The organism is Niabella hirudinis, from assembly GCF_051201075.1.
GTDB lineage: Bacteria > Bacteroidota > Bacteroidia > Chitinophagales > Chitinophagaceae > Niabella > Niabella hirudinis.
In genome coordinates, this window is the sequence record NZ_JBPEHJ010000001.1 from 151,778 (window position 1) to 172,145 (window position 20,368).

General features: G+C 47.4%; 16 protein-coding genes. 13 read left to right on the top strand and 3 right to left on the bottom strand.

Annotation, left to right across the window (positions count from 1 at the left end):
* Positions 1 to 45 precede the first annotated feature (45 nt).
* From GGU45_RS00595 to GGU45_RS00655, 13 genes are all read left to right on the top strand, one after another.
* On the top strand, positions 46 to 1,575 hold the full coding sequence (locus tag GGU45_RS00595; protein ID WP_435221048.1) for a hypothetical protein: 1,530 nt from the start codon (positions 46 to 48) through the stop codon (positions 1,573 to 1,575).
* Entirely contained in the window at positions 1,572 to 2,501 is a 930-nt protein-coding gene (locus GGU45_RS00600) for an amidohydrolase family protein (RefSeq protein ID WP_435221050.1), read from the top strand. Before GGU45_RS00595 ends, GGU45_RS00600 begins: the two co-directional genes overlap by 4 nt.
* On the top strand, positions 2,491 to 3,276 hold the full coding sequence (locus tag GGU45_RS00605) for an amidohydrolase family protein (protein ID WP_435221052.1): 786 nt from the start codon (positions 2,491 to 2,493) through the stop codon (positions 3,274 to 3,276). Before GGU45_RS00600 ends, GGU45_RS00605 begins: the two co-directional genes overlap by 11 nt.
* A gap of 147 nt (positions 3,277 to 3,423) precedes the next feature.
* On the top strand, positions 3,424 to 4,371 hold the full coding sequence (locus tag GGU45_RS00610) for an amidohydrolase family protein (protein ID WP_435221054.1): 948 nt from the start codon (positions 3,424 to 3,426) through the stop codon (positions 4,369 to 4,371).
* On the top strand, positions 4,361 to 5,167 hold the full coding sequence (locus GGU45_RS00615) for an amidohydrolase family protein (protein WP_435221056.1): 807 nt from the start codon (positions 4,361 to 4,363) through the stop codon (positions 5,165 to 5,167). The genes GGU45_RS00610 and GGU45_RS00615 overlap by 11 nt, the downstream gene beginning before the upstream one ends.
* A 129-nt stretch (positions 5,168 to 5,296) precedes the next feature.
* The gene (locus GGU45_RS00620; RefSeq protein ID WP_435221058.1) at positions 5,297 to 8,317 is read left to right on the top strand and encodes a heparinase II/III domain-containing protein; all 3,021 of its coding nucleotides are present in this window, start codon (positions 5,297 to 5,299) and stop codon (positions 8,315 to 8,317) included.
* Positions 8,318 to 8,833: 516 nt separating this feature from the next.
* Positions 8,834 to 9,202 (top strand): transmembrane 220 family protein, encoded by a 369-nt coding sequence (locus GGU45_RS00625; RefSeq protein WP_435221060.1) that lies wholly within the window; start codon positions 8,834 to 8,836, stop codon positions 9,200 to 9,202.
* Between the two features lie 10 nt (positions 9,203 to 9,212).
* Entirely contained in the window at positions 9,213 to 9,935 is a 723-nt protein-coding gene (locus tag GGU45_RS00630; protein WP_435221062.1) for an EboA domain-containing protein, read from the top strand.
* A 1-nt stretch (position 9,936) separates the two neighbouring features.
* Entirely contained in the window at positions 9,937 to 10,917 is a 981-nt protein-coding gene (locus GGU45_RS00635; protein WP_435221064.1) for a TatD family hydrolase, read from the top strand.
* 1 nt (position 10,918) lies between these two features.
* A complete protein-coding gene (gene eboC / locus GGU45_RS00640; protein WP_435221066.1) occupies positions 10,919 to 11,806 on the top strand; it encodes a UbiA-like protein EboC in 888 nt (295 codons plus the stop codon).
* An 8-nt stretch (positions 11,807 to 11,814) separates the two neighbouring features.
* On the top strand, positions 11,815 to 12,969 hold the full coding sequence (locus tag GGU45_RS00645; protein WP_435221068.1) for a 3-dehydroquinate synthase: 1,155 nt from the start codon (positions 11,815 to 11,817) through the stop codon (positions 12,967 to 12,969).
* A 5-nt stretch (positions 12,970 to 12,974) separates the two neighbouring features.
* On the top strand, positions 12,975 to 14,186 hold the full coding sequence (gene eboE / locus GGU45_RS00650) for a metabolite traffic protein EboE (RefSeq protein WP_435221070.1): 1,212 nt from the start codon (positions 12,975 to 12,977) through the stop codon (positions 14,184 to 14,186).
* 2 nt (positions 14,187 to 14,188) lie between these two features.
* Positions 14,189 to 15,538, top strand: coding sequence for an alkaline phosphatase family protein (locus GGU45_RS00655; protein WP_435221072.1), 1,350 nt, complete (start codon positions 14,189 to 14,191; stop codon positions 15,536 to 15,538).
* Between the two features lie 166 nt (positions 15,539 to 15,704).
* Here the strand turns inward: GGU45_RS00655 and GGU45_RS00660 are convergent, their stop codons facing one another.
* Genes GGU45_RS00660 through GGU45_RS00670 form a run of 3 tightly spaced genes read right to left on the bottom strand, consistent with a single transcriptional unit; the run spans position 15,705 to position 20,161 of the window.
* Positions 15,705 to 16,088: a high-potential iron-sulfur protein gene (locus GGU45_RS00660; RefSeq protein ID WP_435221074.1), complete on the bottom strand. Its 384-nt coding sequence runs from the start codon at positions 16,086 to 16,088 to the stop codon at positions 15,705 to 15,707.
* Between the two features lie 7 nt (positions 16,089 to 16,095).
* Complete coding sequence (locus GGU45_RS00665) at positions 16,096 to 18,009, bottom strand: ligand-binding sensor domain-containing protein (RefSeq protein WP_435221076.1); 1,914 nt, start codon at positions 18,007 to 18,009, stop codon at positions 16,096 to 16,098.
* On the bottom strand, positions 17,996 to 20,161 hold the full coding sequence (locus GGU45_RS00670; RefSeq protein WP_435221078.1) for a PVC-type heme-binding CxxCH protein: 2,166 nt from the start codon (positions 20,159 to 20,161) through the stop codon (positions 17,996 to 17,998). Before GGU45_RS00670 ends, GGU45_RS00665 begins: the two co-directional genes overlap by 14 nt.
* Between the last annotated feature and the right edge of the window lie 207 nt (positions 20,162 to 20,368).

Sequence of the window (20,368 nt, forward strand, 5' to 3'; positions counted from 1 at the left end):
AGCTACGCTGGGCTGGTGTCGGTCTATATGAAGAAAAATGTAAAAATGAATAAATTAATAACTCCCATTGTTGCGTTCATGCTTTCATTTGCATTTGCTCTGCCGGCTTTATCGCAGCAGGAAACCGTCTTTTCAAAAAACGGGGCCATTCATAACCAGGTTATACAGGCCTGGAACAGCCATTTTCGCAATTATTATGCAAATGAAATTCAGAAGCGGCTGTTTGGGGAGGGCGATGTTTATGTTTTGTACGATGTACAGATTGGGGGGCTGCAGGCTTTTGTTGAGATGACGCGAAGGTGTAAAGACCTCCGGCAGACGGCAGAAATCGCAGACCTTCTGACTCCCGTTTTCTCGGCATTAAAACCGGTACCCGGAAGTAATAATAGCAGCGGCTGGATCTGTTCCGGCGGGAATATTTGTACCGCCTATGGTTTTTTAGGCACGGAGGTTCCGCTTTGCAGTGTACAGTTCCTGGGCCTTACAGGGGCATTGGCTACCAGCATCACCGAAAACATTCCCGCTCGCCAACAAACAACGGCATTGAAAACCTTTGTAACAACCACTTTCAACACCATGGCCATCCAGCTCGATCGCTGGTTAACCGATGGTTATTTTGCATCGGTCAATAAACGGCTCCTGGTAACAGCAGCCCCCGTAAAAGATAAAAATTCCGGCTACTATTTTACCGACAAGGATCTTTGGCACCTGACCGTGCTTTCGGATCTGGCGGAGCTGCATCAATCGGGACTGCAACCGGCAAGCCCAGATGGGAAAAAGGCCTTTGAATCATTGCGGCATAAAAAAGACAACATAAAAAAGATATTTGATTTGTTTGTAGCCCGCAGTTTTCTTACCCCATCGGCAAATGGTGCAAGAGCGGAAATAGACAAAGGGTTTTGGAAATATCATTTTGACAATCGCTATGCCGGGTATGCGGACACCCTGAGCCCTGTGGGCTGGGAAAAAGATACAAGCGGGACATGGACAATGAAAACCCTGGTGCCATGGCAGGAGGCATATCTTGCAACGGATGCGGGGTGGGACATCAGTCATGCCCGAAGGCTCGTTCCCGCTTTTGAAACCTTTACCCGGAACCGGGAAAACATAAAGAAGGTATGGGGCGCATCTTTTGATCCGGCAACGCTTTGTGCCGCCTATGCCAACCAGATTGTTGAAAAACTATGGAACGGAAATATCCATTACCCTTTATTCTCTAATTTATGGAGCGGGGACAACGGCTGGTACCGTGTAGCCTATGCCAGCCAAACCGGAAGGCAATTTGCGGGCTACCCTCCTTATGGCCTGACCTCATCAATACCTGATGGCGGCTATGTGGTTTGGGGCGGCCTTCATCCAACGCTAAATAATATTTTTAGAACTATTTTCAACTTATCGCAAACGGATGAGGCCCGGGCGGCATCGTTCATAAAACAATACTATCCGGGCCTGGCCGGCAGCCGCTCTGATCCTACTTTAAAAAAATCCATTACCCGTTTTTGCTTCTTATCGGATCTTGTGGGACTGCCTTTGGCAAATACAGGCAAACGGGATATGCAAATTAAAAGGAAATGAATCGTAGAAAATTTGTAACAGGAACGGCCACTTCAGGCGCAGGCCTGCTGTTAGGGGGCCTGCTAACGGGGTTCAGCCATAAGGATGCACCCGTTTCCGGCACAGGTAACCTTCCCGCAAAACGAAACTTTATGCAGGAAGTGCTGAAATACCGGAAGATCGATGCTCACGCGCACGCAGATGACAACCAGTACAAACCGGCCGTGAACCTCGATTTTGCAGACCGGCTCGGTATCGACAAGCTGATGATCTCAAATTTCATCCGCCCCTTCACCGCAGGAACGCCCGATGATTTCCGGTCAAAAAATGATTTTATTATTAAATGTATGAAGGAGCATCCGGGCCGGTTTATTGGCACGGTAGCGTTAAACCCCGCATTTCAGAAAGAAGCCCTCCGGGAAATTGACCGTTGCCGGGATGCCGGCATGACGGGACTGGGAGAGCTTTACAACCAGGTAAAGATTGATGATCCGCTCTATTACCCGATCATTGAAAAATGCATTGATCTCAACTGGAACATTATGATGCATTCGCCGGTGGGGCACTCACGGGTAAAATTATACCAGAGTGAACCAAAGAATATTTCATTGCCGGAAGACTTTGCCAGCATTGCAAAAAGATACCCGGAAGCCCTGTTCCAGTTTGCGCATATCGGGGGCGGTATCGACTGGGAATATGCCTGCAAGGTGTTGAAGGATGCGCCCAATGTATTTATTGAAGTATCCGGCAGCAACAATGCCGCCGGCATGATCGATTTTGCACTGCACTATGTGGGAGAAGACCGGCTGGTATTTGGTTGCGACTATAGTTTTTACCAGGGTGTGGGGCAGCTGTTTTCTGCAAACCTTACAGACACACAACGGAAAAAGATCTTTTTTGAAAATATTGCAAAACGGTTGAAAAAAGCAGGTCTCCATGTTAATTGACAGCAACGCATATATTGGCCACTGGCCCTTCCTGAAATTAGAAAATAATACACCGGAAACGCTCCTTCGAAGGATGAAGGAATTTGGTACCGATGTTTCTGTGATCAGCAATCTTAACGGCATTTTTTATAAGAACACGCAGCATGCCAACGAGGAATTGTTTGATGCCCTCCGGGGCAAAAGCAGCTACCGCAGCCGGTTGATCCCCTTTGCCGTCATTAACCCTTTATACGGCGGCTGGCGCGATGATTTTAAGATCTGCACTACCCGGATGGGGATGAAAGGCCTGCGGCTCTATCCCCAATATCACGGATATGATATAGCGGCGGAGCCCTGCGTGGAACTGGTAAAAATGTGTCGCGACAACGGTTTGCCCGTTGCCTTTTGCCTGAGGATGGTAGACAGCCGCACCAGCTCATGGATGGATCTTGACAAAGAGTGGACGTTGAAAAATATAGTGCCCATTGTAAAAGCCGTTCCGGATGCAAGATACCTGATCGTAAATGCAGCCAACAGCCTTGCCCTGAATGAGGAGGAAATGCAGCTTTTCAGAAAGGCCGATCTGCTGATCGACTCATCCGGAAGAAGCATGACCTACTGGAGCGAATTGTTTCAACTATTTGGAACCAACAAATTTTGCTTTGGTACCCACGCCCCCCTGCTCGATTATTTTTCCGGTTTACTACGCATTGAATCACTGAGGGAAAATGAAGCTGATGAAAAAACAAAAGAGCTGTTGCGGTCAGGCAATATAAAAAAGTGGTTCGGATTGTAAAAACCATTAAGGCGTTAAGAATAGTTTAGTGGTAGCGATTCTTAATGAATCTTAACTTCTTAATGGTTTTAAGCGCATTTATAGCTGATACGCATATTTTCACTATTGAAATTTAAACAATAATCATCCTGATAACAACTCAAGAATATGAACCGAAGAAAATTTGTAGCCGGGGGATCAGCAGGTATGGCAGCCTTGCTGATGGGACGCGCCTTAACCGGAAGATCAGCCACGGGGAGGCAGCAGGCAGCGGAGGCCGCCGTTGACACCGCAGTTCAGCGATACGATCTGATGAAGGACGTAATGCGATACCGGAAAATAGATACCCACGCACATATTTACTGGACAAGCGACAGCCCCGAAACGCAGCTCGATTACGGGCGGCGGCTTGGCATTGAAAAGCAGGTAATCTCCAGGTACCTGGATGTAATGCCCGGAACGCCCGATCAGTTCCGGGAGTTTAATGACCTTACGATAAAGGCCATTAAAAAATACCCGGGTCAGCTGCTGGGCGGCTTCGTGCTCAACCCCATCTACAAACAGGAATCGTTAGACGAAATAAAAAGATGTACCGATGCGGGGATGATCGGACCGGGAGAACTTTATTACCAGGTAAAGATCAATGACCCTAAATATTTTCCTATCATCGAAAAACTGATCGACCTGAAGATGATCATTCATTCGCATGCAGAATGCCAGCTGGGTGTAGGCGGGTATCGGATGAAATACAATGGCTATAAACAGCCCAACACTTCCATACCGGAAGACTTTGTGGATATCGCCCGGCGTTATCCGGAGGGGATGTTTCAGTATGCCCATATTGGCATGGGGGGCGATTGGGAATATGAGTGCAAACTGTTCAGAGACTATCCCAACATCTATGTAGATACATCCGGAAGCAATAATGCCGAAAACATGATCGACTTTGCGGTGGAGCATCTTGGCGAAGACCGGTTATTTTTTGCATCGGACAACTCCTACTACCAGGGTGTGGGAAAAATACTGGCGGCAGACCTGACCGACCGCCAGAAACAGAAAATATTTTTTGATAATTACAATAATCTTTTAAAAAAGGGAGGTAGAGGTGTTGATTGATATAAATGCATACGTGGGGCATTGGCCTTTCATGCAACTGAAGTATAACAATTGTGCAGCGCTTGTTGAACGGATGAACAAATTTGGGGTAGATACCTCCGTAATCAGCAACCTGAATGGTATTTTTTATAAGAACACCCAATCTGCCAACCAGGAACTGCATGCTGAATTGAAGGCGCTGGGGCCGCGCGGGAAGCGGTTTATTCCCTTTGCGGTTATCAATCCAACCTATGCAGGGTGGCAGCACGACCTGGAAGCATGCGTAAAAAAATTCGGGATGAAGGGAATACGGGTGTATCCCAAATACCACGACTACGCCATTAGCGACCCGGCACTTATTGAGCTGGTAAAAAGAGCAAGGGACCTGGATTTGCCCGTGGCGTTTAATTATAAAATGGTCGACAGCCGCCAGCGCTCCTGGATGGATATCGACTATGTAGCCTATACCCCAAAACCGGAGTGGACTTTAAAAAATATTTTCCCCATTATCAAAGAAGTTCCGGATGCCAAATACATGATCCTGAATGTAACCAACAGTATGCAGCTGGATGCAGCCGATGCCGCCCTGTTTAGAAAAGCACAGGTATTGATGGATACTTCCGGAAGATCGATCAACGAACTGGGAACGCTTTTGAAAACGGAGGGCACCAGCCGTTTTGCTTTTGGTACGCATGCGCCTATATTGGATTACCTCACCGGTATGCTGCGGATCGAATCTTTAAGGCCAACCGAGGCTGATGCCACCGTAAAGGAACGGTTGCGATCGGGAAATGCAAAAAAATTCCTGGGATTGTAGGAATGCGGTTCGTGATGATACAAACCGCATTCTATCCGCCTCCGGTTCGTGTCCTCACGAACCAGCCAAAAAAGACCAGCCAAAAAACCGGCCAACAGATTGCGCATCGACAAAACTAAAAAAATTACAATGGTAAAAAAAGGACCCCTGCTCGTCATTGCGGTATTGCTCCTCTCCCAAACATTTACTGCCCATGCCACGCGCATTTTTGGAGGGCAGTATTCGGAAGCACGCATCAACAACCTCCGGAACAATTGTCGTAAATACGACTGGGCAAGGCAGCAGTTGACGGACGCCGTTGAAAAAGCCGGGCCCTGGCTGGCCAAAACCGATGCAGCGTTGTGGGCCATGGTTCCGGGCCAGGATCTGCCAAGGACGATTGATGTGGGGTACGATAAATTTGCCAGCGGTCCAAAGTTTACCGGCTGTATCGTTTGTGGCGACAAAATTCTTCCCTACGGCAACTATCCTTACAATCCTGATTTTGAGAAAAAGCCCTGGAAACTGACCTGCCCTGCCTGTGGGTCCGTTTTTCCTACCAATGATTTTGGTAAATATTACCAAAGCGCACTGGACGAGCACGGGCTGTTTGATCCTGCCAGGGGAGATACCAGTTTATTGTTTAACACGGATCATTCGGACCCCAAAGACCCGCTGCACAAATTTGGGGTCGACAACGGTTTCGGCTATGTTCATAACGGCCGGGCATATAAGTATATTGGATATTACAGCTGGAAATACTGGCGCTATATTAATAGCGGGTTAACGGCGCTTGCAGATGCCTTTCTTTTCACCGGAGATCAGCGTTATGCGCATAAAGCCGCTATTTTATTAGACCGGATCGCAGATGTGTACCCATCGATGGACTGGCAGGCTTATGCCCGCCGGGGATGGTACCATTCTGATGGATCAACCGGCAAGGGCAAAATAGAAGGATCTATATGGGAAACCGGGGTGGTACAAGGCTATGCGGATGCCTATGATAAAATCCTGAGCGGCACGCAAAATGATCCTGCATTGTATACATTTCTAAAACATCAATATGAGCAATACCGGCTAAAGCCCAAGGGCACCCGGGATCTGTTTGTAGCTCATGTAGATGAAGGCATTCTGAAAACTGCGGTAGAGGCGGTGTTTAACCAACGGATCCGCGGCAACCAGGGCATGTATCAGCATACCGTAGCCCTGTGTGCCCTTGCACTGGATACGGAGCCTTTTACCACAAAATGGCTCGACTGGCTGTTTGCCCCCGATGGCGGAGCCATTCCCGAATTAATGATCAACCGTTTTGACAGGGATGGCAGTTCAGACGAAGGGGCGCCGGGATATGCAACGATCTGGGGCGGGCATATTTCACCGCTGGCCGCGCTGTTGCTGTCCTACCCTGCCTATACGAATCATAATATTTTCAGGGATTTTCCTCAATTTAGGAACGTGTATACCGTAGCCTACCGCATGGCCGTGTTGGGTAAAGCCATCCCAAATATCGGGGACGCCGGATCAACAGGCCTGGTAGGTACGCCCAATGTCAATCCACAGTTTATGGCCGAAGGTTATCAATATACCCGGGATCCGGAAATTGCTGTAGCTGCCTACCGGGCCAATGGCTATTCTGCAAAAGGACTGGGGCTCGATATTTTTTCTGAAAACCCGGAGGCTATCAATAAGGAGATCCAAAAACTGGGAGCGGCCGCGGGGCCAAGGCCCACGGGCGGATACCAGATGAGCGGATTTGGACTGGCCGTACTGGAATCGGGCAAGGGATCATCAGCCATCGCCCTGGCAAACAACTATGGCCGCACCATTCACCATGCACATGCCGATATGCTTAATTTTGATCTGTTTGCATTTGGGCATTGGCTTACACCGGACCTTGGCTATCCTGAATTTGCCACTAATATACCCAGCGTTACGGAATGGACCCGCAGCACCATCTCGCATAACCTCGTATTGGTAAACGAACAGCCGCAAAAAGGAGTTTGGGGTGGTCATACCCGCCTGTTTAAGCAGCTCAACGGGTTTGGAGCATTTGAATTGGATGGAAGGGCCGCCTATCCCGGCCTGAAGGCATACAGCCGTACCATGTTCCTGGTGGGCGGTTCGGGCAATGGAACTATCGATAGTAACGCCTATGTGGTAGACATCTTCAGGGTAAAAGGGGGCCACGATCATGTTTTCAGTTTTCACGGTCCCCCCGGCACTGCCAGCTCCGATGGGCTTGAGCTGCTGCGCCAGGAAAAGGGCAGTTATGCGGGTGAAGCTATTTCCAGGGGCACAAAGGCCGCCGGCTTTCCCTATGGTTATTCCTTTCTTTATAATGTAAAAAAAGACCTGAATCCGCCCGCCCGCTTCATGGTAGACTGGGCGGCGGAAGAGGGCTACCGGGGAATAACCGGCAGCAACAATATTCATATACGCATGCATGCGCTGAGCCCCTCGGATGATGTGGCAGTAGCCGATGGCGATCCCCCTCAAAACAAGCCGGGCAATCCTAAAAAGCTAAGCTACCTGCTGATGCACCGGAAGGGAACAGACCTTAACAGCAACTTCGTTTCTGTTCTGGAACCATATCGCAATCAGCCTTTTATAAAATCCGTAGAACGCCTGGATAACAGCAATGATGAAACCATTGTCCTCCGGGTTGAAAAAGTTAACGGCACTATCGATTACATCCTTTACAATCCTTCATCAAAAAATGAGGTTACACTTCCCAATGGCATTACAATGAAGGGCTCTATCGGCTATATAGAAGAAAAGAATCACAAGGCAACCCGGGCAGTACTGATAAACGGCACTTCGCTCCGGTATAAAACGCTCAATCTCCGGTCCGCAGGTGTTATTGAAGGAAGGGTTGTAAAAATGTACAGGGGCTCCGGCGCCGAGGCATGGATACTGGTCGACTCAAAAGCGCCATTGGATCAAAGCATTGTTGGAGAACAAATCATTATAGAAACAAAGGGCGCCCGGGATGCCAGTTACCCGGTACGGGCCGTTAAAAAAGAGGGAACATTAACCCGGGTATACGTTGGCCCCGGAACGTTTGTAAGCAATGTGAAAAATAAAGGCAGCGCGCAACAGCTGAGTTACGACTTTGAAGAGGGGGCATCCTTCCAGATTACAACACATAATGCCTGGCCGGCACGCAACTAAACATCGCCTCCATAAATCGCATGCACGTCAAACTAAGAAATATGTTCCCGGCGCTATAGGCGCATCGTGTTTATGGTACCATGTAAAATGAAAAAGGAGTATTCGTTTTGGAAATGGAGTTTGTGAGTTTTGACGGGTGCGTTCCAAATTGTCGCGCTCCCATAAACGTAATGTCACCCAAGATGTCATCCCGGGCTTGACCCGGGATCTACTCTCGTTTCAGGGTCTATTGAACGACAATATACATAGATGCTGAAATAAATTGCCAATGACAGATCTTAATGTATTGACAATGAATCATACTTTAGTCATGCCAAACAATGTCTTGCTGAACTTGTTTCAGCTCCTATCCGGCATCTATGCAAGATTAAAGCAGAGCCTGAAACAAGTTCAGGATGACCATAAGCATGCTATGTCATGACTATATTGATTTTGCAACGCAAAAAAAATCAGCATGACAGGTTGTTTTGGAAACTGGATCTTCAAACCTTATCTTGTGCATCTAATTTTGCAACGATGTTCTTACTGGTTTTTAATATTATTTTCTGCATCGCTTTTATCGGTTTTGCCTGGGTAAACTTAAACGACAGCGATGCCTGGCTTTGGGTAAGCATCTATGGCATTCCGGCGGTGCTTTGCGGCCTTGCCGTGTTTGGCTATTATTTTCCGGTGGCCTGCCTGGTAGTTGCCGCACTTTGTTTTGGTTACTCCATCAGCATTTTCTTTGCAAAAGACGGCGTAAAGGACTGGATACAAAAATATAATGCTCCGAGCCTGGTTGAATCGATGAAGGCCAACAAACCTTATATTGAAAAAGCAAGAGAGTTTTTTGGCTTGTTAATTGTTGTGGCAGTAGTGCTCGTAAACTATTTTGTAACACGTTAACCACACTGTAATGTTTGCTTATAATATTGCCTTGCTGCGCACCACCTTATCGGAGTTTTTACAAAAACAAAGCAGCGCCGAAAGCTTTACCTGGCTGATTGGCCAACAGGTAACACCGCAAAACATCAACCGGGACTTTTCCCTGGCAGGCCGAAAATTTTCCCGGCAAAAACCGGTGGGCGACCCGGAGCAATTCATTTACCTCACCGGCAACTTTCCCCAAACCAATTGGCATAGCTGGAACATAACCGATATGGCCCGTTTATACCAATTGCTGCAGCTGGAGGTACCCGACCAGCAAGCTTATATTGATATAGTAGAAAAATTGTTTCTTCAGGCCGATCTTGGAGAGCTCACTGTTTTGTACAAAGCGCTCCCCTTTTATGCTTATGCAGAAGCCTTCATTACGCGTTGCACGGAAGGTATCCGGAGCAATATCGGCCCGGTGCTGGAAGCGATCATGCTGGAAAACAATTACCCCGCTGAATACTTACCGGAAGCAGCGTGGAACCAGATGATCCTGAAGGCCATTTTTACCGGCAAAGACCTGTTGTTCATATACGGCCTGCAACGAAGAAAGAATACCGCATTAGCCACTTCCATCCTTGGCTATGCAGAAGAAAGGCTGGCAGCCCGGCGGGATATAGACCCCGAAATATGGAGCTTAACAACTCCGTTCTTTCCGGAAGAAACGGAAATTCTAACATCAAAATTCTTACAACAAAACAGCTGATATGTGCTGCGGAAATAATGAAATTGAAAAACGGGCAGCGCTCCCGGACACTGTTGATACAGCGTTGATAAAGGATATGTGCTTTTTTGATCCCCATGTGCATATGACTTCGCGCACCACAGACGATTATCAGGCAATGGCCGATAACGGCATTGTGGCGCTGATTGAGCCCTCTTTCTGGCTGGGACAACCCCGTACAGCTGTAGGCACTTTTAAGGATTATTACAGTGCGCTGCTGGGCTGGGAGCGTTTCCGGTCGGGCCAATTTGGCATTAAGCATTATTGTACCATCGGGCTTAACTCCCGGGAGGCCAATAATGAAGCACTGGCAGAAGCCGTAATGGAACTATTACCTCATTTCATTTACAAAGAAGGCGTTGTTGGTATTGGAGAAATCGGCTTCGATGACCAAACGGCACTGGAGGAAAAATATTACCGGCTGCAACTGGAGCTGGCAAAAGAAGCGGCCCTGCCGGTACAGGTACATACCCCTCACCGCGATAAAAAAAAGGGCACACAGCGGAGCATGGATATTGCACTGGAACACCAGCTGGATCCGTCAATGGTTATTATTGACCATAATAATGAAGAAACGGTAGAAGAGGTATTGAACCGCGGTTTTTGGGCCGCCTTCACGATTTACCCGTTTACCAAAATGGGGAATGAACGGATGGTTGAAATTGTAGAACGATATGGTTCCGAACGCATCATGATCAATTCGGCCGCAGATTGGGGCATCAGCGACCCCCTGGCCGTTCCAAAAACGGCGATGCTGATGAAGAAAAAAGGCATTGATGATGCCCTGATAAAAGCCGTTACTTATAGCAATGCCATTGTTGCATTTGGTCAAAGCGGGCAAATAGACGTAACCGATTTTACAAACGGCATCACCGTTAACCAATCCGAAAAATTTGAAAACAATTCTGTTTTGAGGGGTGGGCAGCAGCCGCGTATCGATAAAAGCTCCATCATTATTAAATAAGGTGCGCAAACTATTCTATTATATCACGCTTTGCAGACCCGCCAATGTGATCACCGCTATGGCCGATGTGCTGGCGGGTGCCAGCATCGCCTTATTTTACAGCAACGGGGATGCACCCGCCGAATTTTATACCAATGGTATCTTCCTGCTGGTAGCAACTGCAGCGCTCTATGCGGGAGGAATTGTGTTCAATGATATTTTTGACCTGGAAACCGATCGTATTGAACGGCCCGAACGTGTAATTCCAAGTGGCACTATCTCCAAACAGGCAGCGCTCATTTTCGGAACGGTCTTATTGATGATCGCCTTAGCCAGCAGCGCGATGGCTGGCGGCACCAGTTTTTTTATTGCCTGCGGCATTGCATGCGCTGCACTGTTATACAACTACAAAAGTAAGCATCACGCTATTGCAGGGCCCCTCAATATGGGTGTTTGCCGGGGCCTAAACCTGTTATTGGGCCTTTCGCTGGTGCCCGGCCTTCTAAAACCAAACGCCTGGTTAGCCATTGTACCCCTGGTTTATATTTTTGCAGTAACCACCATTAGCCGGGATGAAGTACATGGCGGCAAAAAGAAAAACCTGGCCGTTGCATTTATTTTATACCTGATCGTTTTTATAACACTATGCATTATAACCGGCTATACAAAAGTATATATGGGGCTGGGGCTTTTGTTGCCTTTTTTTATAAGCATTATGCGTCCCTTATATAAAGCCTGGCAAAACCCCCTCCCAAAAAACATTATCAAAGCAGTAAAAGCCGGCGTACTAAGTATTCTTTTCCTGGATGCTACCTGGGCAGCCATCCACAATCAGTTTCTTATTTGTGCCCTCATTATTTGCCTGCTGCCGCTCTCAATCTTATTAGGAAAATACTTTGCTGTTACATAACTTTATGTATGATTATTGAACAACGATTTACTATCAGCTACCAGTACAATATCCATTTCATTACCGAGGTTTTTGATGCACACAATACAACATTCCGGGATGTTTTACTCAATAATTCCAGCCCGGAGTTTTCTCCCTCCCTGCTATTTGTAATCGATAGCAATGCGGGTATCCGGCATCCGCAGCTGCAGCCGGATATCAAAAATTACCTGGAGAAAAACACCTCCGGGAATCTTCCAGTACATTTTCTGGTAATACCGGGTGGTGAAAAAGCCAAAGAAAATAATAGCGCTTACCAGGCCATACTCAATGCCATCAACCGTTTCAATATTGACCGCCACTCTTTTGTTATTGCCATCGGAGGCGGCGCCGTTTGCGATGTAGCGGGGTTTGCCGCAACGGTAGCGCACCGGGGCATCAGGCTGATCCGCATTCCTACCACTACCCTGGCCCAAAATGACGCCGCCATCGGAGTAAAAAACGGTATTAATGCTTTTGGCAAAAAAAACTTTTTAGGCACATTCTCCACACCTGTAGCCGTTATCAATGACGGGGCATTTTTGAAAACACTTTCATCAAGAATCTGGATCTCGGGCCTTTCCGAAGCCATCAAAGTAGCGCTCATCAAAGATGCGCGGTTCTTTGAACGGATAGAACAGTTGGCGCCTGCTTTAGCTGAACGAAGCGAAGCTGCCATGCAGGAAACCATTATCGACTGCGCACAACTGCATTTGCAGCATATAGCCAATGGCGACCCGTTTGAAAGCGGTTCCTCAAGGCCCCTGGACTTTGGACATTGGAGCGCCCATAAATTAGAGCGCATGTCCGATTATAAATTATTACACGGAGAGGCTGTGGCCATAGGCATTGCGCTGGATTGTACTTACGCGCATCTGATGGGTTACCTGGACGCAGCCGCGCTTAACAGGATCCTCGACCTTTTATCCGGTTTGGGCCTCCCCATAGCCCATCCCCTGCTGAATGATACGGAAACCTTGTTATGCGGGCTCGACGAATTCAAAGCCCACCTGGGAGGTATATTAACCATTCCCTTATTAAGGGCCATTGGCAGCGCCTTCAATGTTACGGCTATCGATGCGCCTGCCATGCGTTGCGCTGCAAAGAAACTGGCAACCGTTTCACAACCTACCTCTTTAGCATAAATAGCATGATAACCCATTACGGCCACCTTACTTATTGCAGCAATATTCATTCCGGGGAGGAATGGGCTGCCCATTTTAGCCAACTGCAGCAATATTTTCCCGAGGTTAAAAAAAAATGCAGCCCCCACGCTGCAATGGGCCTGGGCCTGCGGCTTTCAGCAACTGCCGCCCAAACACTTGCAAAAAAAAAAGAACTCGACCAATTTAAAAACTGGTTGAACGGGCAGAACGCCTACGTTTTTACAATCAATGGATTCCCGTATGGGGGCTTTCATAAAACCATAGTAAAAGATCAGGTACACGCACCGGACTGGACCACGGCAAAACGTGTGGGGTATACCAAACGGCTGGCCAATATACTGGCAGCATTGTTGCCGGCAGCCATGGAGGGGAGCATCTCCACATCTCCGCTCAGCTACCGCTACTGGCACAAAACGGAGGACGCAACCAACCGCGCCATTCATAAAGCCACCTCCAATCTTGTTTCCGTTGTGGAGTATTTAATAACGCTGGATAAAAAATACGGGAAAACCATTTTTATCGCTATTGAGCCTGAGCCAGACGGAATCTTAACCGATACCGGTTCTTTTATCAATTGGTATACCCGGGTATTAATGCAAAGGGGAGCGGCGCAATTAAGCAAGAAGCTGGATATTCCGGTATCAAAAGCGCGTAAGCTGCTTAAAAAATACATCCGGCTGTGCTACGATGTATGCCATGCCGCGGTCAATTATGAAGATCATACCGCCAATTGCGCTTTACTGCAAAAATCCGGAATCGGTATCGGAAAAATACAGATCAGCGCCGCATTGAAGGCAGGCTTTACTTCAAAGAAAGATCATAATAAATTGGTGGTAGCAGCCGTTAAAAACTTCCTGGAGCCTACCTATCTGCACCAGGTTATCAGCCGTAATAAACAAGATGAAAAGGCATTGTACCCCGATCTGCCGGAAGCGCTGAAACACAGCAAGGACCCGCATACCAGGGAATGGCGCATACATTACCATGTGCCTGTTTTTACAAAAAAAATAATCCCGCTGTCCACTACCCAGGAAGACATTGTTGCCCTTTTGAATATTCATAAACAATCGCCGCTTACCCGGCACCTCGAAATTGAAACCTATACCTGGGAGGTGCTTCCCAAAGCCCTAAAAAAAGACATGGCAGCATCCATTACCCGGGAAATGAAATGGGTGCTCCAGCAACTGAACAAATAATTATGCAAAAGACCGTTGTCATCAATATTGTAGGTTTATCAAAATCCATCCTTCACCTGCTGCCGTTTGTAAACAGCTATGCCGCGCAGCACCAGCTAAACCTGATAGCGCCCATGGCGCCGGCGGTAACTACGGCAGTACAATCTACCTACCTTACCGGCAAGTGGCCGTCCGAAACCGGCATTGTAGGCAACGGCTGGTACGACCATACTGACGCCGAAATAAAATTCTGGAAACAATCCAACCACCTGGTGCAGTCAAAAAAGATTTGGGAAGCGGCAAAAGAAGCCGATGCCTCCTTTACCGCCAGTAATATGTTTTGGTGGTACAATATGTATGCGGCTGTTGATTACAGCGCCACACCGCGCCCCAATTATCTTGCAGACGGAAGAAAAATACCGGATTGCTATACGCACCCGGCATCATTGAGGGACATCCTGCAACAGGAGCTGGGTCAGTTTCCGCTCTTCCAGTTTTGGGGGCCAGGCGCTAATATCAGATCATCACAATGGATTGCAGATGCTTCTATAAAAACCGACCAGCTCTATAACCCCACATTAACGCTGATTTACCTGCCACACCTGGACTATTGCTTACAAAAATTTGGCAACGATGAAACTCTCATAAAAAAAGACTGCCTCGAAATTGATAAAGTAGTAACGCAATTAATACAATACTACGAAAAACAGAATGCTCAACTCATTCTGCTTTCAGAATATGGCATTGTACCCGTACATAACCCGATCCATGTAAACAGAGCCCTTCGCAAAAAAGGATATATCGCCATAAGAGAAGAGCGGGGGCTGGAGCTGCTGGATGCCGGCGCGTCTGAAGCCTTTGCCGTGGCAGATCACCAGGTTGCTCATATTTATATCAAAGACAAAGACCGGGTTGCCGAAATAAAGGCCTTGTTTGAAAACAACAAAGGGATTGCCGCAGTGTTGGATAAAGCGGCCCAGGCCCAGTACCATCTGCATCACGAGCGCTCCGGCGACCTGGTTTTAATAGCGGACAATAACAGCTGGTTTACTTATTATTTTTGGGAGGATGACCAGCGGGCACCGGATTATGCGCGCTGTGTGGATATACATAAAAAACCCGGTTACGACCCGGTAGAAATGTTTATGACCTCGAAATTACGAGCCGCCCGTAAACTGCTCCAAAAGAAACTCGGCATGCGTTATGTTATGGATGTAATTCCTTTGGATGCATCGTTGGTCAAAGGTTCGCACGGGAGCCCCTTTGTTGCCGATGATTACAAACCGCTATTGATTACAAAAAACGCTACCGGGTTGCGGGAAACAGCGCCTACAGATATCTATAATATTATCTGGCAGCATTTGTTTTCTTAGAAGCTACTAAAAAACAGAGCCTGAAAAACCTTTAAGGAGTTAAGAGCTATTAAGCCGTCATCATTCTTAATGAACCTTCACTTCTCAATGATTTACGATATATGCCATAAAACCCGGATCCGGAAAAGTTGTGAACGCCGGGCATTTTAAAACCTATCTTACGGCATCAGGCCTGCTTGGCCGCCCAGTAAGGACAATATCCATCCGGGGAGATGGGGCCGCGTAACAGCTGGCAGCCGCCGTATTTTTTATCGCCTTCCGGTTTCAGATACAGTGCACAATTCTCGCAGCGGTTATCTTCCATGGGCGATTTTTCCACATAACCCAGGCTTTTTCTTTTATCAAAATCTTCCTGGGTCATTTGTGAACTGTCGATAATAGCCGTGCCCGGGGCCTCGGGGGCCGCCGCAGGCTTATCTGCCTTTGCCGGCGTTGCAGGCTCCTTAGCGGCAGGTTCATTACCTCCGCAGGACTGCAACAACGCAGCGCCAAAAACGGTTGTCGTTGCAGAAAGAAATATCCCCTTCAAAAATCTACGTCTGTCTTGCATAAAACTCTTATTTTAATTGATAGCTGCACAAATGGGAGTCGCTTATAAAATATATCTTATTATCGTGCCAGGCTCCGCCGGCTTCAATAGCCACGGGCGACATAGCCGCTGTTTCCAGTTTAAAAGATGCTTTGTTTACTTTTAAAATACCCTTCCGGCAAATCAGATAGCAGTTGCCCGTAGCAGGATCTTCTACAAACACCCGCGGCGATTGCACCGTTACTACAGGCCCAAAGGCGTCCGGTATGGCTTCTTTATAAATGATACGGCGTTTGGAGGGATCAAAAACAAAAAACAGTTTGCTATCCGCAATGCCATAAACAAGCGAACCCGCCCTATACAGGTCGCTATAGGTTTGCGTGCCTGGCAACACATTTTGGCGCCAGATGGGTTTCAGGTTTTTTGCATCAAAGAGATAGAGTGTGGCTTCCGTTGCTTTCTTTAACCCGCCCGTTCCGGGGGCCGTAGTAGTGCCGCAAAGCACCTGGTTTTTATCCAGGGCCGCCATGCTCATGGTAGACTGATCGGGAATCAGCATGCTGTCGCTCAAATTTTGTATACGCCCCCCTTTATAATTATAAATCAACATGCCGCCGCCGGTGTACCCATACTCCGGGGTACCGGTTAATAATACTTTCCCTAATTGGTCCAGTACCAGTACCCGGTGCGGCCGGTGTACGTGCTGCTTATCCTGGCCCAATACAACGGGGTTAGCCGTTTTGGGATCCTCGCTCACTTTTTGGTCCGCATTATACCGCACCAGGGCGCCATAGGGGTATGCCGCAAAATAAACATCATTTTTAAATACTGCTGAAGCATTATACTGCCCATGCGCGTTGTAATTTTTAAACGTATTGGCAGCCGGATCAAATTCAAAGAACCGCATGGGGAATGTGGTACCCCCAATTAATTTTCCTTTTGATGTTACGTCTACCGCCATTACCAGGCTCCCCTCACTGGTATAGGTAAATTTCACTTTCTTTTCCCCCGCCGGGCGCTTAATTACCAACTCCCGCAGGCGAAAGTCAATACTTTGTATAACCGATCCATCCGGAAATTTTTTATAAAACAGGGTTTGCGCGCCGGTAATGGATGGCTTTTCATCAATCACTTTAAATGCATCACCGGTAAATGTTGCCGCACCATTATACAATACGATCATCTTTCCGGCTTCGTCTTTTGAGGCGGTGCCATATACCCTACCGTCTAAAGCCCGGTACAATACCGGCCATCCCTTCAGCCGTTTGTCTCCGCTTAGCAACCTGCGGGTTTCCCGGGTTTTGGCGTTAACGGCAATGATCTGTGTTTCGGTAGACCCAATACCCACATATACCCAGCCCTGCGCATCTGTTGCAATAGCCCGCGGGTATTGCATCCAGGCTTCTTTATTTATAAATCCATAGTCGGCCAGTTGCCGGGTTTCAGGATCATAGGAAACCAACCCGCAATTGGGATAGGTGGCCGCCCATATTACCCCTTTATCATCTTCGGTAAAAGCCATTGCTGTAAGATCGGGCCCTTTTTTCGAAAAGGTAAATTCATTTCTTACCGGATCAAATTCCGCAAAATTGCGGTTGAAGTAACCATAAAATTTATTGCCGGAAGACAAAATGGAGGCATAGGGCGCATCACCCGGGGAAAACGGAAGATCAACCTGACGGGTGGTACCCGAAGCTGCATCTATAGACAACAACCCATAGCCGCCCCTGTGGTCAAACAGCCAGGCCAAAACAACATTCTTTCCCCCCGGGCCGGTAGTAGCCACCACCCCCCTGTCGCTGCTTTCGGGGCAGGCAACACCGTAGTCATAAAAGCCCTTCCCCAAATCCTGAGCACAGGAGCAATAACTGCCCGCAAGGCTTACAATAAAAAAACAAACAAACCGGATACCTCCGTACATTTTTAATCTATTTTTTCTCATCTTTTATCTTCACATATTTGGCAACGGTATCCGCAATATCTTTTGCCGGACTGGCTTTTAGTTTTTCAATTTGAGCCAGTGTTGCGGGGCTGATCTTTATTTTGCCGGTGCTGTACACTTTACCCAGCCCTTTTATGATGGCATATTTCCATGCCGGATTACCGGTCAGGGCCGCTGCATCCATCTGCTTCAGCAATGTAGCTACTTCTGCAGGATTATTACGGGCAGCAATAATGCTTGCATAGTCCTCTACCAGGGCTCCCTTATTGGCAACAAATTCATTGAAAAATGTTTTGCGGTCAATCAGCGATTTAAAAAATCCTGTTGAACTGCCTTCGGTACTGCTCAATATGGCTGTTTTATACCATGCATTACTTCCTCCGTATTTTTCAGCAACCTGTAATAAAACATCTTTGGCCAACGGTTTATTTTTTGCGTTCCCAATACTTAACACAGCCTGCAGGGACACTCTTGTAGCAGGATCGTTAACTGCGATCTTCCCGATTTCAGCAGCCAGTTCGGGATAACGCTCGGCCAATACCAGCCCGTGTTCCCGTACCCCGGGAGTTGCATCAGCCAGGGCAATTTTTACGGCAGCTGCGTCCAATGCCTGTAATCCATCCAGGGTATAAATAGCGTGCAATCTTTCTAAAGGATTAGTGGTCGTTTTTACAATTTGCTTCAGCGTGTCAGTAACGGTTTTATCCTGTTTTGCAATAATTAGCCGCTGCGCCTGCAAACGGTACCATTGATTACCGTTGCCCAGATAAGGTAACAGCTGGGCAGCGGTCATCACCGATAATTTGGCATAGTCTGTAATTGCTTTTTTCCCTTTTGGAACAATGCGGTAAATCCTTCCCATATCGCTTCCACGCATAAAATCCATGTCCGTCTTCAGACTGTCGGGGATTGATACCGGCGTTTCGATATGCTGCCGGTAATAATCAATAACGTACAAATACCCATCGGGGCCAACAGTAAAGCCAACCGGCCGGAACCAGGCATCAGTAGTAGCCAGAAATTCCCGGTCATTTTCACTTGCCGCGCGTTTTGCTGTGTATACTGCGCTTTGCAGATCAAGGTTAAGTATATCACGGTGCACCAGGCTGCCGGCCACATCACCGGTGAACACATTTCCGTAAAACTCTTTGGGAAAAGCGTCTGCATCATACACCGTTCCACCCGAGGAACCGGTAAAATGATCCCTTGCATATTCAATTTGCTTGGAGCCCTGTTTTTTAAAGTTTACGTTGCGCGCATCGGTCCGTGCCTGGCGCCAATAGGGCGTTTCGGTCCTTTGATACATAATAGGATCGTGATCAGAGATATTAACAATAGCCCTTGGATTTTTTAAATACTCAATGCGGTGGGTGTATCTCCAGGGAATAACGGACTCCTGGATATGTATCGAATTTTCTGTGAAGAACCGGTGCCCCCAATCATTAATAGCCTGGCCAAACTGGCCGGGGCCCGTTTCCTGTTCAAACTTTTTTTGATCAGGCCGGAACCGGAAATCGGCGCCCTGCATATTTAAGGGTGATACATTGGGCTCATCAGGAGCGCTCACTTCTCCCGCCTGTCCGCGGTTATTGGCATAGATCCAGTTATCTACCGAATACCGCAGGCTGGTGATCTGTGCTTCCGAATTGGCTTTGTAAAAACCGGTATATAATACTTCTTTTATATCGGCCTTATAATCATTATTTGTATCCTTCAGAAACAGGATTTGCGGGGCGGCTGTTACAATCAGTCCGCCGTTCCAGGGCAGTATACTGGTTGCTTCAGAAAGTTTATCGGCAAAGACAATCGATGAATCGATGCGACCGTCTTTATTCAAATCCAGTAGCGCCCTGATATTTCCTTTTTCCTCACCAGGTTTGGGCGCATAGGGATAATCCGGCATGCCCACGGCGTAAGCCACCCCATTTTCGTCAAAAGCCAGGTCTACCGGGTCGGTAATATAGGGTTCCGCCGCAAATACCTGTATTTCAAAATTGGGATCCAGTTCAAACTTTTTCAAGGCCTCCTCTGTAGTAAGCGGTTCGGCGTACCGCGATTTGGCGCCCTGTTTGCCATCATTGTTTTTACAGGAAAAAAACACCAGCAAACAAAGCGAGCAGGCTACTGGCAACAGACTAAACTTTCTTTTCATAAAACACTAAATTGAATATGATTTTTTTTGAACAATTGGAAGGAGCTGTGGCAGCTTCTGTTTAAGTATTAAATAAGATTTTTGTGGTGATATTTGCAATCATTTTATTTTAGTTTTCTTACAACTAAAAACGATACGCAATATAGATTCAAAACATAGAAAAAACAATTATTTTGCGGATTTTTTGCGGATTTTTATTTTATTTTA

What these genes read in the sequence shown, in the direction of transcription:
- GGU45_RS00595 (WP_435221048.1), top strand. Translation starts at nt 46, where the DNA reads ATGAATAAATTAATAACTCCCATTGTTGCGTTCATGCTTTCATTTGCA.
- GGU45_RS00600 (WP_435221050.1), top strand. Translation starts at nt 1,572, where the DNA reads ATGAATCGTAGAAAATTTGTAACAGGAACGGCCACTTCAGGCGCAGGC.
- GGU45_RS00605 (WP_435221052.1), top strand. Translation starts at nt 2,491, where the DNA reads ATGTTAATTGACAGCAACGCATATATTGGCCACTGGCCCTTCCTGAAA.
- GGU45_RS00610 (WP_435221054.1), top strand. Translation starts at nt 3,424, where the DNA reads ATGAACCGAAGAAAATTTGTAGCCGGGGGATCAGCAGGTATGGCAGCC.
- GGU45_RS00620 (WP_435221058.1), top strand. Translation starts at nt 5,297, where the DNA reads ATGGTAAAAAAAGGACCCCTGCTCGTCATTGCGGTATTGCTCCTCTCC.
- GGU45_RS00625 (WP_435221060.1), top strand. Translation starts at nt 8,834, where the DNA reads ATGTTCTTACTGGTTTTTAATATTATTTTCTGCATCGCTTTTATCGGT.
- GGU45_RS00630 (WP_435221062.1), top strand. Translation starts at nt 9,213, where the DNA reads ATGTTTGCTTATAATATTGCCTTGCTGCGCACCACCTTATCGGAGTTT.
- GGU45_RS00635 (WP_435221064.1), top strand. Translation starts at nt 9,937, where the DNA reads ATGTGCTGCGGAAATAATGAAATTGAAAAACGGGCAGCGCTCCCGGAC.
- GGU45_RS00645 (WP_435221068.1), top strand. Translation starts at nt 11,815, where the DNA reads ATGATTATTGAACAACGATTTACTATCAGCTACCAGTACAATATCCAT.
- eboE (WP_435221070.1), top strand. Translation starts at nt 12,975, where the DNA reads ATGATAACCCATTACGGCCACCTTACTTATTGCAGCAATATTCATTCC.
- GGU45_RS00655 (WP_435221072.1), top strand. Translation starts at nt 14,189, where the DNA reads ATGCAAAAGACCGTTGTCATCAATATTGTAGGTTTATCAAAATCCATC.
- GGU45_RS00660 (WP_435221074.1), bottom strand. Translation starts at nt 16,088, where the DNA reads ATGCAAGACAGACGTAGATTTTTGAAGGGGATATTTCTTTCTGCAACG.
- GGU45_RS00665 (WP_435221076.1), bottom strand. Translation starts at nt 18,009, where the DNA reads ATGAGAAAAAATAGATTAAAAATGTACGGAGGTATCCGGTTTGTTTGT.
- GGU45_RS00670 (WP_435221078.1), bottom strand. Translation starts at nt 20,161, where the DNA reads ATGAAAAGAAAGTTTAGTCTGTTGCCAGTAGCCTGCTCGCTTTGTTTG.